The following is a 16,140-nucleotide window of genomic DNA, read 5'->3' on the forward strand; positions in this document are numbered from 1 at the left end:
TGCCCCCGGCACGATGCGCCACGTCGTGCCGGGAGTCTTCCAGCCTCATCGTTTCGCGCACCGATGGCTGACTTTCAGCCGCTGCCGATCAGCTTCGGCTTCCCGTCAGCGCACCCCATCTTTCTGGAGAATATCCCATGCATATCGATCCCGCCCGTGCCTTCAAGGCTGCCTCGCCCCGGTTCATCGTCGTCCTGGATGGCGAATTTACCTATGATACCGCCGCCCATGCGCGCTACCAGGCGACCGAACGCTTCGCCCCAAACGATCGGCCCACAGGTAAACCGGCAGACGCATCGAACGATCCCCGCGTCACGCCGCGCTGGCCGTTCCTTCGCCTCGTCACCCTCTCCTGGCTCGTCCTGTCCGATGCGGGCGATGGCCTGCGTCCCCTTCGCCTCGAAAGCCGAGGCCTGCCGGAGCAGGATGAAGCCGCGATCTTAACGGCGTTCTTTAACGATATGCAGCAGCTCGGCGCGGTCGAACTCGTCACCTGGGGCGGCTTCCATGTCGATCTACCGCGCATGTTGATGTCTGCCATGACGTTAGGCCTGCGCATCCCTGACGCCCTCAAGGGCCTGCTCTCCCCATGGCGACGGCACGAATCCGGCCATCGCGACCTGATGAGCGAAGTGTGTGCCGGGGCCGGCCCGGTGCATCTCGCCGAAGTGGCCGCGCGGTTGTCCATTCCGGTCAAGACGGTCTGCCGCGCCGACCTCGTGTCGCGGCTCATGGAGCATGGTAAATGGTCGTCGGTCCGTGCGGTGGCGGAGGGCGACACGTTAACTACGTGCATGGTCCTGATGCTTTGGCGCCACATGGCGGGCGAAGGCGCCTCGGCGCTTGAAGCGAAAATGCGGCTCGCGACCTTCATCGCCGAAAATTGCGCGCACCGTCCCTATCATCGGGACTGGCTCGCCTATCGCGACGACGCCCTGCGCATCGCCTTTGCCACCGAAACCGCGCGCATGGGCGCGCTCGCACCAGCCATCTGAAAGAGAAGAGAATTGCGTCCTTAGAAGGGACGGAAAATGAAGAAATGGGCCGCTGGCCCAAGAAGGAATGTGCGATGACTATTCACCACACCAAAACCATGATCAACGCCGCCACGTTCGCCCTTCGCGGCCTGATGGGTTACCCGCAGTTCGCGCCGACCGCGCACACCATCGCCTTCTGCTCGGGAGGCGAACGAGACGTTGAAGGCGCAAACTGGATCTGCCAGATGGTTCAGGAAAGCGGCAACGACGTCGTTCATGTGAACTTCGGCACAGACTCCGTTGAACCGATCAACGTTTCGCTCGCCCTCCGCCAAACCCTGTATGTGGATTGGCACCCACGCGTACAGCTATACGCGGCCAGCGAAGAAGCGCCGATCGAACTACTGACGCAGGAGCATCGTTGGACGGTCGGCCCGCGCCACCTACTTATGGCAAAGCCACTTCCCCCGCGCAGCAAGATCAAGGCGGGCGTCGAACGCGCCGCCCGTCGCTGGCGCGAAATAACGCAGATCACCGCAGAGGGACCATTGCCGATCGCCCACCTCCTTCCGAGAGGGTCGTCATTCGCGGAAGCGATGCCGGATCAGGCCAATGCGACCATCGTGAGGATGTTCGGCTGAACGCTCGCGAAGCGCACAAACGCTTCGAGCTCGTCCTGCGCCGGCCATGTGCCGGCGCAGACAGCTTCAAAAGAAGCGGTCAAGAAGAGCAATGGAGAAAGGAAAAAAAGGCTTCGCTAAGGCGAATAAGGTTCGGTTCCTACCGAACAGTTAAAACGCAAAGCGGATTTGCGCTTTTTTGCCCGAACGATGCATTCGGGACACAGGAACTGTGCGTCCTGTTTCTTTCTTTTTTTTCCTTTCTCCTGTTGACCTCATCATGTTGCCAGCATGGAAAAGGAGAGCATGGTTAAACGCAAAATTTGAATCGCTCAGTTGTCAAACAAGGTCGTCATGGTCGCAGAGGCCGAGCATTTACTGATGGCCCAGACGCTCAGTTATGTGATGAGGCAGGATATTAGCAGCTTAGCGGCTTCCGTCCCAACCTCGTACCAGGCTTTCAGCGATGAGCCGCTGTCCCAACGACTCGCCGTCCTACATGATCACCTGCAACGCCCTGCCACAGCGATCCTCCACCAACAGTAGTAAGTAAGTCGTTTCAAATGGCGTCGAAACGCCTTGGGACGATTTTGTTAAGCACCATCTTCTATGCGTTGGCAAAATCTCATCTTCATCCTAGAACGAAATCAGGGACTTCGCGCAAGCCACGAATTCTCAGGGGGCAATGATCTTGGATACATCTGATTCTTTCGACGCCGAAGAACTGCTCATAAACCTTGCGGTCGAGAGCTGGCGCTTCTCGCGCATGTTCCAGCGATCGATCGACCCGCGCGATATCAAGGCCGCTGGTCGCCAGTCCAACCAGATCCGCTACTTCCAGCGGAAGCTGGCAGACAGCCTGGCACCATTGGGCCTCCACATAGTCGATCTCGATGGCGAACGCTACGACGAGGGCATGGCCGCCGCAGCCCTGAACGCCGCCGATTTCGAGCCGGAAGACATCCTCTACGTCGAACAGATGATGGAACCCATCGTCATGGGCCCGGACGGCGTTCGCCGCACCGGCACCATGATGCTCAGGAAGTGAAGAGGTAAAAGTGGAATACGTCGGTATCGATCTCGGCACGACCAACAGTGCCATCTCCAGCTTCAACGGTGAATCCGTCACCCTCTACAAGAGCCCCGAGCAGCACGACGTCACCCCGTCGGCGATCTTCCTCGATCGCCGCGGCAATAAGTTCGTGGGTAGCCGGGCCTATAACAATGCTGCGCGCAACCCGGACAATGCGGCCACCCTCTTCAAGCGCATGATGGGCACGAGCACGCCGATCCGGTTAGCTGCCCTCGATCGCACCATGACGCCCGAGGAATGTTCGGCAGAGGTCCTGCGTACGGTATTCGGCTATCTGCCGGAGACGATGCGCAACGAGGCCGACACTGGCACCGTCATCACCGTTCCCGCCGCCTTCAACCAGATGCAGAAGGACGCCACCCTGGCCGCGGCCGAGGCTGCCGGGATCGGCCGGGTGGCATTGATGCAGGAACCCGTTGCGGCCGTGATGAGCGTCATGCGGCAGCGCAGCCGTGACGGCACCTTCCTGGTATTCGACCTCGGCGGCGGAACGCTGGACATCGCTATCGCCCAGAGCATGAAAGGTCGTGTCTCTCTCCTCGCGCACGGCGGCGTGGAGATGTGCGGTGGCCGCGATATCGATCGCGCGCTGCTCGACGAGGTGGTGAAGCCCTGGCTGGTCGACAATTTCGACCTCGGTGACGACTTCATCGTCAATCCGAAGTTTCGCACCCTGGTCCGTATGGCCACTTGGGCGGCGGAGAAGGCCAAGATCGAACTGTCCCACGCCGAAGAATCGGTGGTAGCGCTTTCCGAGAGCGAGGTCGGCGTCCGCGATCTGTCCGATGAGGAAATCTACGTCGACATCCCGCTCGACCGGACCAGACTCAACGCCCTTATCTCTCCGATCCTCGAACGGGCAGTGACATCGGCGCGCCAGACGCTGGAGCAGGCCGGCGTCAGCCCGCACGATGTCGATCGTATCGTTTTCGTCGGTGGACCGACCCAGTACAAGCCGCTGCGCGACAAGGTGGCGTTCGAACTGGGCATCGCCGCATCAACGGACGTGAATCCGATGACAGCGGTTGCAGAGGGGGCAGCCATCTTCGCGGAATCGATAGACTGGACCAACGAGGGCCGTGGCCGCAAAGCGTCTCGCAGTTCACTTTCCTCGTCTGATCTGGAGTTCGCCTATGTGGCACGCACCCCCGACGCTTCGGCGAAGATCGTCGCGCGGAAGATTGGCTCATCGGAGGGTGAGTTTCAGGTTGATAGCCTCGACACCGGATGGTCGTCCGGCCGTAAGCCCCTTCGCGAGGGTGCAACGCTCGAACTGCCGCTCGCCAAGCCCGGCGAGAATGCGTTTCGCGTATTCGTCTTCGACGCCACTGGCGGCCCGGTTACGATCGGCAACGACCGAATCGTCATCAGCCGGACAGCCGCGCAGATCGACGCTATCCCTGCATCCCATACGATCAGCATAGAAGTGCTGGAGTCTCGAAACGGCGCGCGAGGCCTCCAGCCGCTGGTCCGTGCCGGCGATCCTCTCCCCAAAAAGGGTGCGGTCAGCTTCCGAGCCGGCGAAAACCTTCGGGCTGGAAGCGCCGCCGCGCTGAACTTCAAGCTGTGGGAAGGCGACATCAAGGAGCCGATCGAGGACAATGTCTTCATCGGCACCTTCCGCGTAGCCGGTTCGGACTTTGAGGATGGCATGATTCCGACCGGCGCGCAGATCCTGTGCGAGTTCGAGGTCACGGACAGCGGCAATATCCGCCTCGACATCTCCGTCCCCGATATCGGCGGCTCATTTTCCAGCGGCCATAACTATTATGCCCGGCAGGATGCGCAGATCGATTATTCACAGGCCGCCACGCTAGTGACAGTCGAGGCCGATGCCACGGCCTCGCGCCTGGACGAAATCGCCAAGCACGTCGATGACTACCGGATCGACGGAATCCGCAACAGGATCGCCAAGGCGGGCGCGATCGATGCCGAGCAGGCAGTGCCCGAAGACACCAAGGAGGCGCTGGACGAAATCCGTGCAGCTCGCCGTGAGATCTCGGCCTTGCGCAAGGATCACCTGAAGGCGATCCGGCAGGTCGACCTCGACTCAATCGTGAGTACGTTCAACGACTGGTCGCGCGAGTTCGCTCGCCCCGACGAACAGCAGTCTTTCGATGCCTTGGCGCGAACGGCGCAGCACTCGATCGACACGAACGCGAACGATTTCGAGTCGCATCTGGCTGACCTCCGCAGCAAAAACATCGACGCGCTCTGGCGATCGGATGAGTTCGTAGTCGAGCGTTTCCACTGGCTGGCCCGCAGCCCCGAACAGTTCCTCGACCATGCCCAATGGTCGACGCTCATCAAGCAGGGGCAGGCCGTGCTGGCTCGTCCGGATCTCGACGAGTTGCGCAAGGTTCTCATCCATCTGGATCAGCTCCGCTTCACCCGCGTCGGCGAGGAGGAGATGCTCGCCATGACCAACATCGTGAGGGGCTGATGGCGGGCTCGCGTTTTCCTCAAGGACTGGTCATGCCGCAGGGCGTCAAGCTCGGTCGTCTCGTCACGTCCCATGAGGGGGCCTTCTGGCTGCATGCCACGAGAGGAGGCCCGCGCGTTCTTCTTGTTGCGGCCCCATTACGCGCCAGGATCGACGATACCGGATTCGCTTCGGAGGATCTGGCGTTCGGCGATCAAAGCTATGGGGTCATCGTTCAGTCCGGCGCGTTCGATGAGATCAGCCGCCTCGACAGACCGGAAGATGTGGACGTGGCCCTTGGGTTCGCGCGAGCGCTTGGGACGCTCGACGACCGGGCCTCTGTCGCCATCTACAGTGGTGAAGCCGGCAAGATGCTCTCCTTCGTCATCGACGGGGAGGCCCCGATCGATAAGGATCTGGCACTGGGCCGCTATCTCAGCGCTGGCATTGATGTGCCCGCATCGGATGTTGTCGCGCTGGAGCGCATCACGACTGCTTTCGACATCGAGGATCTGGAGAAGATCGTCACCACCGCTGGCGTGCCGATCAAGTCCGCGAGGCGTGTCGCACCGGCCAAGAGCACGAAGACGAAGCGCGAAACCGACGTGTCGGGTATTCGGCCTGGGCCGTTCACATTGCCGGGACGCAGTGCGCTATCTGAATTCTTCAATGAGCATGTCGTCGAGATCATCGCCGACGAGGAACGGTATGCGGCGCTCGGCATCGGTTTCCCAGGTGGTATCATTCTCGAAGGTCCGACCGGCTGCGGTAAGACGTTCGCGGTGGAAAAGCTGATTGAGCATCTGGGCTGGCCGAGCTTCTCGATTGACGCCTCCAGCGTCGCCAGCCCTTATATCCACGAAACGTCGCGCAAGGTTGCCGAGATTTTCACCGAAGCGAAGAAGGCGGCTCCGTGCGTCATCGTGATCGACGAGATGGACGCATTCCTGGCTGATCGCAGCGCCAGCACCGACCAGCACCGGGTGGAGGAGGTTGCGGAATTCCTGCGGCGGATCCCTGAGGCCAGCGCAAACCGCGTACTGATCATCGGCATGACCAACAAGATCGACCTGATCGATCCTGCGATCCGTCGACGGGGGCGCTTCGATCATGTCATCCATGTCGAGCACGCCGGCCCCGCCGAGGTCGAGGGGCTGCTCGGGTCGTTGCTCTCGTCCATTCCGCACGATCTGCCGAACCTCGCCCAGCTAGCAGCCCAGCTTGCCGGTCGCCCGCTTTCCGACGCCGCCTACGTAGTCAGGGAGGCTGGCCGGCTAGCGGCCCGCGCCGGGCGTGACCAGATAACGGAGGCGGATGTTGCTTTCGCCATATCACGGAGTCCTGAAAGGGATGGCCGCGACCAGAATCGGATTGGGTTCTGACCATGACTGACAAAGCCTACGGCTTCGATGGCCTCATGTCCTACAGCACCGACGTCGACGCAGCGATCGCCGAAGCTGACCGGCTGGCCGCGAAGGCTCCCCCGCCAGCCCCGTCACGGCCGGCTCCAGTCGTCCAGCCGGATGCTCCAGTTCACAGGGATAGCGGCGCGATCTCCGGCGGCGTGAAGAAGGTAGGCGGTTGGGTGCTGGGCATCGGCCTGCTCCTTGCGGTCAAAGCCTGCATCTTTGGTGGCGTGAACGCTATTCGGCATTCGGACACGTCCGACAGTTCCAGCCCCGAAACCGTTGCCGAGGCACCTTATGTCGCCAGCGACACCGCAGACACTTCAGGCGAGAGCGGTGAAGGCTCTAATGCCACAACTTCGGAATGGTCTGCCGACGATGCGCCTACCGCTGAAAGCGACGACGGCTCGGTTCTGACCAAACCCGATGCGGGTGTCGCGACGCTGAGCATAGCCGAGCTACGCTACTGCATCGCAGAGGACATTCGCATCGGAGCCGAGAAAACCGAGATGGATAGCGCACATATCCTCAACGTCGATCGCTTCAATCGGCACGTCGACGACTTCAACGCCAATGTTGATGATTTCAACAGCCGCTGCTCCCATCGATCCTTCATGAGTAGCGACAAGTCCGTCGCCGATGGCCAGGTCGAAGCCCAGCGAGCGGCGTTCGAGAGTGAAGGAAGAAGTCGTGTCGATTGAGGTGATGGAAAACATGGCATTGGCCACCAACCCGTTCGCCGTTCTGAACGTGACCACCCGGGACGACCGTGAGCGGATCATGGAGGCAGCTGAGGATCGGTCGTTGATGATCGACGCCGAAAAATGTCAGGACGCCCGAGCGGTACTGACCAATCCACGACGTCGGATCGATGCTGAGTTGGCATGGTTTCCCGGCGTCTCACCAAGTGCCGCCAGCCGGGTCGTATCGGCGCGCACCCTCGATGACCTCGATGAACTGCCATTAGGCGGCGTGGCCAAGATCAACGCCTATCTGGCGGTTGGCGCAGTTGCCAGTCCCCTGGGCAAGGATCGACTCGCTCGACTGCTGGACACCGTCTCGACCGAAGCAGATGGCATTTCGATCGATGCACTCCTCCGTGACATCAACGAAGACCGTGAGGTCGCTGGTTTCCCGCCATTCAATTCGACAGACGCATTCGACCAGGCGCTGGCGGAGCGCCGACAAGAATGGCGCCGAGCGGTAGCCGGCATCTTAACTGCGACGCCGAGTTTGGTGATGGTTGAGGCCCTCTATAATCTCGTCGATTCTATGCTGGCCGAGGAGCGCTTCCCGCGCCTGCTTCATGAGTTGATCGATGACTATTCGCTTCGGGCGCAGCCGTTCATCAAGGCTGAGCTGGAGGCGGCGCAACGGGCCATTTCCAAGATACGGAGCCTAGCGGCTTCGCGCCCTGATGCTTTGGAACCACTCATTGCGGCGCTCGGGAAGCTGCTTTCTACCTGGGAGCAGATCACCAGACCTATCCAGGTGAGCGCCACGTTGCTGGGGCGCACGGATGAGGATTCCGAAGGCCTTGCGTTTGCAGTCCGCAGTGTGTCCATCGACCTGTTCAACGATCACCAACTGCTCGAACACTCTAGGCGGGTATTACTTCTCGTTGCCTCCAATTTTCAGGCAATCCCTCGTGTGGCCGATAAGCTGGCGGAAGATGCCGCTGCTCTTGATGACATTGCTGACCAGCGTCAGCTGCGGGAAGACGAAATCGCCTATGCGGCGGACATCGGCACTTTCAACAAGTCGCGCCTGTCTGTCGATACTTCAGGTCTGTCCTGGAAAGGCGAGCACTATCCGTTGCACTCGGTCGCCTTTGCTCGCTGGGGGGCAATTAGCCGCTCGGTCAACGGCATTCCGACCGGTACCGACTATCTCATAGCCTGGGGTGATGGGCGACGGACGGCGACAGTGGAGTTTCGCAACGGCAAGATCTTCGAAGCCTTTACTAACAGATTGTGGAAGGCAATCGGAGAACACAGGCTGACCGCCATCATCGATACGCTACGGTCAGGCCGGACCATTCGCTTCGGAACAGCGGTGATCGGCAACGACACTGTGGTGCTGAAGCGGAAAAAGATGTTCGGCGAGGAGGACGCCGAATTCTCCTGGTCTGAGGTGTCGGTGGTGACTCGAGACGGCTCTTTCGTGATCAACGGTCCATCCGGTTCCAAGGCTTCTTCGGCGCTGTCCTACAGGGACGTCAACAACGTCCACTTCCTTGAAGTCATCGTCCGGAAGGCGTTCTCCGCTGGTCGCGTCCGGCTCAGCGAGGCGTTCGGCAACTGATGGTAAGGTTCAAGGTTACCGCTCCGCAGTCAGGATCCCCAAAGCGTAAGCGATATGATCATTATCAATACGCAGCACCGAGAAATCAGCGTGCCTGGAGATAGAAACGCCGATGCAGCATTGCCTGGTGTTTCCGGAACCGAACGTGGCAGTGAATTAGAAACAGTCCTCGCTCGGACCCGCGCCGATCTTCTCCACGAGCTCAAAAGCGCCTGGGGCGTGGGCCGTGCCGAACCCATTCGAGTTATCGGACGCATACGACTGATACAGGTGTCTAATGGACCTGACCTGTGGTTTCTGAACGATTTCGAGCATCCAGAAACCGGAGTGGGGTTAATGTATCCGACGCTTTCGGGTGCGTCAGGCCGTAAGGAGCTGGAAAGATCATCAGCCTACATTCCGCCAGGGCCGTCCCGTCAAGTAATCGGTCAACGTTTCGCTGCCACGGGGGAACAGTGGGCAATCGCCGAACTCGATCTCGCTGCCATTTCAGAACGGCGCAAGCATCGCAACCCTTGGCGTTTGGACGTGCGTTCGGGCACGTTACGGCCTCTGGCCGATCTCCCGGCCGAATGGCGGGTCGGTGTGTCCGGCTCTGAAACAGCGAGGCGAATCGCGGCCTTGGCGCGGCATCAGATCGAGGACCATGTGCGCAGGCTGGTCCTGCAGGAGGACGAGGAACTCGCGCGACGCAATGCTGACAACGTCGAGGCACTGGGCAGGCTGCATGCGGAACGTCGTCAGGTGGAGGAAGATGCTCTTCTCGCCCGGGCCGAGATCGAAGCGGACCTCATCAGGCATCGCCACAATGCCGACGAAGCCGAACGCACCGCCACCGACCTTCAAGCCCGGCTGGGCATCGAGAAACAGCGGTTCGCCGCCTATAAAAGCACCGTAGAGCAAGAGAAGCAGCTTATGGAAATCACCTATCGTCGGCTGACCGATCTGCTCACTGAAAAGGGCAATCGCCTGATTGCCCTCGGATTAGCCGATGCCGAGGACGTTGCTGCGCTCGTGCCCGACATTGCCGGCTCGGAGGACGAGCGATCTGGCATAAGTTTCATGGAAGCTGTCGCTGGTGACTATGCCCGTCTGGCGCCGTTGCTTCAGAACAGACTGGCAGATGGCGGCCTTCTCTATTCTCAGGCCCAGCTTCGCGATTTTCTGGCGTTGCTTCGTACGCGCGACCTCGTCGTACTCGCGGGAGACTCCGGTTCCGGCAAGACTAGCCTAGTGCGTGAGGCAGCAGTAGCGATCGGCGGTGTCTGCACAGTGATACCGGTCAAGCCGAATTGGACCGGCCCCGAGGATCTGATCGGCTACTACAATCCGATTGAGCGTAGCTATCAGGCCACTCCTTTCCTTCTCGCACTTCAGGCCGCGGCACGCAGCCCGCACGTGCCCCACTTCATCTGTCTGGACGAGATGAACCTGGCACGGGTGGAGCACTACTTCGCCGACTTTCTCAGCCTACTCGAGAACCGCTCCACATCACCGGAGATACACCTCTACACAGCCGACGAGGAGCGGCATGTCGTCGTGGAACAGGGCATCTTCCTTGGCGTCGAAGCTGAAGCTCGCCGCCGTTCTGGATTGGCAGACACGGCGACGTTGGAAGAAATTCTTCGTCACGACCAAGCCAACGCCGAGCTTCATCGTCTCGGAGGTCTAGCGGACAACGAGTCCGTATTGGTACACCATGCGCGCTTGCGACGATCTCTCACGGCCCAACTGCGCATGCCAACTTCCCTTGCACTTCCTGGGAACGTCTGGATTTTCGGCGCGGTGAACATGGATGACACCACGCATCAGCTTTCGCCCAAGGTTCTTGATCGAGTACAAGTTCTGCGCTTCCGTAACCCGATGCTCGCCGATTGGGACGCAATCGAGCGCGAAGTGCAGGAAGTCTCAGCGTCAATGACGCCTCTCAATGGCCCTTTGTGGATGCTGCCCCACGAACTGGGCAGCCGCACAGAATACCCCGCCTTCGATCGTAGCGACGTGAACGTGGCGTTTCTTTCGCAGATCGCGCGTCAGTATCTCGACCCGCTGGGCGTTGAATTCGGATTGCGCGCCGTGCGACAGTCCCAGGGCTACATCGACGCCGCCACGGCGGCCGGTATCAGTGCGGACGAAGCGCTGGACAACGTGATCAAGCACAAGATCCTGCCAAAGCTCGCATTTGATTCTGCGCGTCTTGCCGCCAATGGCCGGTCGCGACGTGAGCTTCTGATGGAACTGAGCGCCGAATTGGGCAAGCGCTTTGAAAATGCAGGCCTCGATCCAGAGACAAGCAGCGTTGCCGATCTGGAACGCATGATCAAATTGGCCGAAGGCAACAACGGCATAATTAACTACTGGCTGCGCTGAACCGTCCCATGGGGGTTCTGGCGCATTATCTTGATATTGAATGGCAAGCTCCCGGCGTAGCCCGTCGGGTGGAGGTCTCGACCTACCCCATCGAAATAGAGACGGCTCCAAACGGCACATTGCATGCCGAGGTATCGATCTTCCGGGATCCGGCGCCGTGGGTTGGCCTTCAGTTGTCCGGAGGTCTGACAAGCGTGGAGCCCTGCACGATCAACGCCCAGGATGAGCGTTTGCCTTGGCTACAGGTGCCGGACGGACGCGGCGGAACGTGGTGGATACCTGAGACGGGGTGGAGCAAGGCTGGGAACAGGCATGTCTCGGAAATGCATCGCTCATTCGGTTCGTTCTCCGTCGATCTTGGCTCTGGCCGGAAGCTCATCCTCGATGCCGTGGCACTGGAGCTCGATCGTGCGCACGCCCAAGAATACCTAGATGACTTCCGGGATGAGCTAGTCTGGCTGGCCATAGGAAGTCGAACTGGTGCATTGGGAGAGGTGGGATCGGACAATAGTCGTGATCTTTTGGATGCCCTTAAGGCTTTCACCGATGCCGCCGGCCGCGTCCTTGAGCATCCGGCGCGAGAAATTCGCGAAGTGACCGCGCCCATGGCAACCGCGCGGGTCCGCCCCAATTCAGAGACCTTCCGCGCGGTGATGCGCCGGCCGGGTGCTCGAGCCTACCCCGGGCGTACCGCCCAGGAAAGTGCAGACATTCCCGAAAATCGCTATCTGCGCGGCCTTGTCGAGCATTGTCGCCGCCTCGCCAGATCCGTTGCCCGTTCGTCGGGCCACCATCAGGCTCATCTCACCGCCAGGGCAGTTCGCGAGAGAACGCGGGCAGCTGATCTGCTGGCCGTTGAAAGCGTTGAGATCGACCCCGAGATCTTCGACAACCAGCTTTCCGACATTCGTGCCCGTCTTGATGCTGTTGCCAGATGGTCGAGTTCTGAGCCTGCGCCGGGACAAGGCGAACGGCTATACCGGTTTACCGTCGGCAAGGAATTCAAGGAGGGCAAGGGTGCAGTCAAGGAATTCTTCTATCGCAGTCCCGATAGGGATGACCGTTATGACGAGCGCCAAGGAATCAATTTCAGTGTGGCCCGGCTTCCAGAAGATCTTCATGACTTGGTGATCGCCACGTCCCGTTTCGACAAGGATGTGCGTCTGGATTTAACTGGGAAAGCGGAAATCACTACGTTCAAGACGGCCAACAAAGTAGGGCGCCGTGCGACTTTCACGCATGTATCAGATGCCCGCACCCATTCGCCGGTACTCGGGCGTCGCGAGGCGGCGCGGTCCCGGTATGAACAGAATGGATGGCATCGGCCTATAAGCCGCAGAGAACGTGAAGAGTACCGCCTGGAAGCGAACACGGCACTTACGCGCGCTGACCACTTTGCGGAACGCGGTGAGAAGAATGCGGCCATCTCGGTCGAGCTGAATGCCGTTGCTAAATCACTTGATCAGCAGGACGCCGCCTGGGACCACCTCAATGTTGGTTACAGCTCAGCATTCCCGATGGGAATGCGCTTCTTCCAGTCGCCGATTTACGCCGCAGCGCTAGCAGCTTTCCAGCAGGTGTCGAATCTCGAACAGCGCATTGGGCTCAGTGGAGATGCGCTCGACCGGCTGGGGCGCATCAACACCCTGCATGCCAGCGCGCTCTACGAACGATGGTGCCTGATCAAGATCATCGGAATCCTTATGCGGGATTTCAGCTTTGAGCCGCAGGACAACTGGGTGGCGCATGTGGTCACTTCGGTGTCCCAGACCCGGCAGCCCAATGAAACTGGCTTTTCACTGAGTTTCACCCGGACCCATCCGAGCATGACGGCCCGCCTCGATGTCGAGCCCGTGCTTGCAAATGGCCGTCGTCCAGACTTTCGCCTGCGCTTCACCGTTAGCACTTCTGCGGCCGCACAGGTTAATGCCGACGAACGAGGCTGGGAGCGCCGGTCGATTTTTCGGGATGTGACGCGGACGCGGTCCGGTCTGGTCATGGATGCCAAGTTTCGTACTCGGTGGAAGCCGGATGAGCTTGTCTCGATGTTGAGGCTGCTGGTCGACACGAAGAAGTACGGGCAGGATGGAGATAGAGTCTTCATTCTGCAGCCTGCGAAGGCCGCGATCGAACACCGGACATCCCCGCTCGGCTGGAGGCGGGATTGCGACTATGGACAGAACGATCCCACGGGGCACGCTCACGGCAGCATTCAGCTCGCCGCTGACCCTATCTCTGGCGCAGCGTCATTGACCAATCTCCAGCGGCTGATCGCTCTCGAGCTTCAGCAGGCCTTTCCTGAGCCAGAGGTCGGTGAAGTGCGGGATCGAAACAGCGGTCGCGATACAGGACCTTTGGGCGGCATCATCGAGATATGTCGATCGAATTCCACCTTCTGCATCGCCTGCGGCGAGACGCACGAGCCGGCGGACGTCAAGCCGGACCGCACCGAAAGAGGGAATCGGAAATGGTACTACAGATGCAGCGGGTGCGGCACTGGCACCATGCAGACCCGCTGTTTCAGTTGCGGATCATTGTTACACAAGAATGGACAGCAGATGACCTACCACCTGACCGTTGCCGATCAGATTTCGAATGTGGTCTGCCACTGTTGCGGCGCGGGATTCTAGGCTTAGCCCTCCGCCTTCGATTGACCGCTTGAAACTCACCGACCAGCGCACGCCGCTTTTTTCAGATGACTCCACAATCCTTAAAATCTACCATCATCCGGTCGTGACGCTGTCGCGGCGCGGACGGATCGTGAGTATAGCGTGAGATACATCACGTAGGTATAGCGAGCCGGGGGATGCCACTCAAAAAGTGGCGGTTTTCGGCCTTTTCGGTGAAACGGTGATTTCTCCCGTAGGGGTCACCATTTATCAATGCCTTGCGAGGCGGTTGGATAGTGGCTGGCGCTGATCTGGGTGCGCGCGGCCAGCGAATTGAGCCAGTCGGCTTTCGACTATTCTCCTGGAACTATTGTCGTCCGGCCTGAAGGCTTGGGCATTCACCCGTCTGCGTTTCGCTCCATGCCTGACGTCCAGCCTCGGTTCGGCTGGACCTTCCGGTTATCCCGCCACAGCCGTTCTCGTCGCCTTCGCCGATCGCGTCCTCTTTGCCTGCCCTTGCCGGGGCTGGGCAGTCGATTCCCGCACGACGAGCGAAGGCGCGAGCACGATGTTGCGGATCTCCGGATCATCCCCCCGAATGCGTTGCAGCAGAAGGTCGGCCGCCTCCGCCCCAGGGCATTATGGCCGATGCGTATCGTCGTCAGCGGCGGCGTCACCAGATCCATCATGGGCATGTCGTTATGCCCGACGATCGATATGTCCTCCGGGCACCGAAGGCCACGTTCCTTCAGCGCATCATAGGCGCCCAGTGCGAGAAGGTCGTTTGCGGCGACGATCGCGGTGATGTCGGGGTCACGGTCCAGCAGGCGGCGGGTCGCAATCGCGCCCTCTTCCCGCGAATAGCCTTCGGCTGCTTCGTGCAGCGGCTCGGTCGAACGAAGGTCGTGCTGTTCCATCGCGCCATAAAAGGCGCGCCGCCGCAGATGGCCGGTGGACACCGTCTCCGGTCCTGCGAGATGCGCGATCCTGCGATGTCCCAGTTCCACGACATGGTCGACCGCAAGTTGCATTCCCAGCGCGTCGTCGGAGACGACGGCCGACAATCGGCGCTTTTCCTCCGCCCGGTTGACGAGAACCGCCGGAAGCCCCTGTTCGAGACAGAAATCGACCACCGGGTCGTCGCGCTGGACGGTCGCCAGGATCAATCCCTCGATCTGCCGCGTCGCCAACTCGCGCACGATCTCCAGCTGCCGGCTGGAATCCCGCCCCACATCGGCAACCACGGTCGAGAAGCCTTCCGCCGCAAGCCTTTCCGCCGCGCCGCTGAGGATCGGGGAAAAGACGGTATTCGCGATGTCGGGCACGAGCATGCCGACAAGATGCGAGCGGCCGGTGCGCAGGCCCGCGGCGAGCAGGTTGCGCCGGTAGCCAAGGCGCTGCGCCGCCGCGAGCACGCGTTCAGCCACTTCCTCCGCGACCAGATAGCGGGTCGCTGGATTGAGCGCGCGGGAGACGGTCGACGGGTGAACCGCAGCGGCCTCCGCGACCTGCTTGATCGTCACGGTCCGGGATTTGGTGCTACTGCGCGGCAAAATAGTCTCCTTTGACAGGCCTTTCTCTTCCCGCGCGCAAATCTTGGCAACATGATTTCGCATTCCGGCCGGTCGCGGGCCTTTTGCAGGCGGCTGCGGCAGGATGGAGGGGCATCGGTTCATGGCGGCGGGCGATGCAATGCCGCCCGCGAACGGCCGCTTCGACGGACCGTCAGGTTCATCGCGCCGCTGTCCGGGCCGTCGGAAGTCCGCGGTCCGGGGATTGTCTCTGGCTTGTCGCGCTTAAAAGGAGCGATGCGGCAAGGAGCGCCCCCTCCCCTGCCGAGGCCGATATTTCCCGCCGGGCTTAATGTTGGCGTTTGAAGCGCTGCACCCGGCGGCCATAACCGACTTCCGCCGTGTAGAGATTGCCTTTCGAATCGATCGCGATGTTGTGGATCGACTTGAACTGGCCGGGCTGGCGGCCCGCGCGGCCCCATTTCGTGACGAACGCGCCGGTCTGGCGGAGCAGGGTGACGACCCGTCCGTTGCCGCCGTCGGCAACGAAGATATAGCGTTGCGCGGCGTCTTCGGACAGGACGAGGTCCCACACCGATCCGCTGCCCAGCGTCTGGGGCTCCACCTTGAACTCGCGCACAAAGCTGCCGTCCTTGCGGAACACCTGTATCCGGTCGTTGGCCCGGTCGCAGACATAGACCAGACCGTCGCGGGCGATGCGCACGCAATGAACCGGGTTGTTGAAGCCCTGCGATACCGAAGCGGGCGAATAGGGCGGCAGCTTGTCGTCATTGGGCACCGAACCGCTGCCGCCTCAATGCCGCTTAT

The 16,140-nt window shown here is 60.7% G+C and carries 11 protein-coding genes; 9 read left to right on the plus strand and 2 right to left on the minus strand.

The window, feature by feature from the left end; all coding sequences use genetic code 11:
• Positions 1-137: 137 nt before the first annotated feature.
• The 9 genes from LDB29_RS19080 (at position 138) to LDB29_RS19120 (ending at position 13,822) form a co-directional block, all read left to right on the plus strand.
• Complete coding sequence (locus tag LDB29_RS19080; protein WP_257555404.1) at positions 138-995, plus strand: hypothetical protein; 858 nt, start codon at positions 138-140, stop codon at positions 993-995.
• 74 nt (positions 996-1,069) lie between these two features.
• Positions 1,070-1,618 carry a hypothetical protein gene (locus tag LDB29_RS19085; protein WP_257555406.1) on the plus strand — a complete coding sequence of 183 codons (549 nt, stop codon included), beginning with the start codon at positions 1,070-1,072 and terminating at the stop codon, positions 1,616-1,618.
• 664 nt (positions 1,619-2,282) lie between these two features.
• Positions 2,283-2,645 (plus strand): hypothetical protein, encoded by a 363-nt coding sequence (locus tag LDB29_RS19090; protein ID WP_373886283.1) that lies wholly within the window; start codon positions 2,283-2,285, stop codon positions 2,643-2,645.
• 10 nt (positions 2,646-2,655) lie between these two features.
• Entirely contained in the window at positions 2,656-5,133 is a 2,478-nt protein-coding gene (locus LDB29_RS19095) for an Hsp70 family protein (protein ID WP_257555410.1), read from the plus strand.
• A gap of 32 nt (positions 5,134-5,165) precedes the next feature.
• Positions 5,166-6,494 (plus strand): ATP-binding protein, encoded by a 1,329-nt coding sequence (locus LDB29_RS19100; protein ID WP_257555412.1) that lies wholly within the window; start codon positions 5,166-5,168, stop codon positions 6,492-6,494.
• A 2-nt stretch (positions 6,495-6,496) separates the two neighbouring features.
• The gene (locus LDB29_RS19105) at positions 6,497-7,219 is read left to right on the plus strand and encodes a hypothetical protein (RefSeq protein WP_257555414.1); all 723 of its coding nucleotides are present in this window, start codon (positions 6,497-6,499) and stop codon (positions 7,217-7,219) included.
• The gene (locus LDB29_RS19110; protein ID WP_257555415.1) at positions 7,194-8,822 is read left to right on the plus strand and encodes a hypothetical protein; all 1,629 of its coding nucleotides are present in this window, start codon (positions 7,194-7,196) and stop codon (positions 8,820-8,822) included. Before LDB29_RS19105 ends, LDB29_RS19110 begins: the two co-directional genes overlap by 26 nt.
• Before the next feature lie 54 nt (positions 8,823-8,876).
• Positions 8,877-11,192, plus strand: a complete 2,316-nt coding sequence (locus LDB29_RS19115; RefSeq protein WP_257555417.1) for an McrB family protein — start codon at positions 8,877-8,879, stop codon at positions 11,190-11,192.
• Positions 11,193-11,200: 8 nt separating this feature from the next.
• Positions 11,201-13,822, plus strand: coding sequence for a hypothetical protein (locus tag LDB29_RS19120; protein ID WP_257555419.1), 2,622 nt, complete (start codon positions 11,201-11,203; stop codon positions 13,820-13,822).
• 377 nt (positions 13,823-14,199) lie between these two features.
• On the opposite strand, the gene LDB29_RS19125 is transcribed toward LDB29_RS19120, so the two are convergent.
• Positions 14,200-15,354, minus strand: a complete 1,155-nt coding sequence (locus tag LDB29_RS19125) for a LacI family DNA-binding transcriptional regulator (RefSeq protein ID WP_257555421.1) — start codon at positions 15,352-15,354, stop codon at positions 14,200-14,202.
• 307 nt (positions 15,355-15,661) lie between these two features.
• Positions 15,662-16,111, minus strand: a complete 450-nt coding sequence (locus LDB29_RS19130; RefSeq protein ID WP_257555422.1) for a hypothetical protein — start codon at positions 16,109-16,111, stop codon at positions 15,662-15,664.
• Between the last annotated feature and the right edge of the window lie 29 nt (positions 16,112-16,140).

Source organism: Sphingobium sp. CFD-2, assembly GCF_024611135.1.
GTDB lineage: Bacteria > Pseudomonadota > Alphaproteobacteria > Sphingomonadales > Sphingomonadaceae > Sphingobium > Sphingobium fuliginis.

Excerpts from the sequence above, each read along its gene's own strand:
- LDB29_RS19105 (WP_257555414.1), top strand. The coding sequence starts at position 6,497 with ATGACTGACAAAGCCTACGGCTTCGATGGCCTCATGTCCTACAGCACC.
- LDB29_RS19090 (WP_373886283.1), top strand. The coding sequence starts at position 2,283 with ATGATCTTGGATACATCTGATTCTTTCGACGCCGAAGAACTGCTCATA.
- LDB29_RS19100 (WP_257555412.1), top strand. The coding sequence starts at position 5,166 with ATGCCGCAGGGCGTCAAGCTCGGTCGTCTCGTCACGTCCCATGAGGGG.
- LDB29_RS19085 (WP_257555406.1), top strand. The coding sequence starts at position 1,070 with ATGACTATTCACCACACCAAAACCATGATCAACGCCGCCACGTTCGCC.
- LDB29_RS19115 (WP_257555417.1), top strand. The coding sequence starts at position 8,877 with ATGATCATTATCAATACGCAGCACCGAGAAATCAGCGTGCCTGGAGAT.
- LDB29_RS19080 (WP_257555404.1), top strand. The coding sequence starts at position 138 with ATGCATATCGATCCCGCCCGTGCCTTCAAGGCTGCCTCGCCCCGGTTC.
- LDB29_RS19120 (WP_257555419.1), top strand. The coding sequence starts at position 11,201 with ATGGGGGTTCTGGCGCATTATCTTGATATTGAATGGCAAGCTCCCGGC.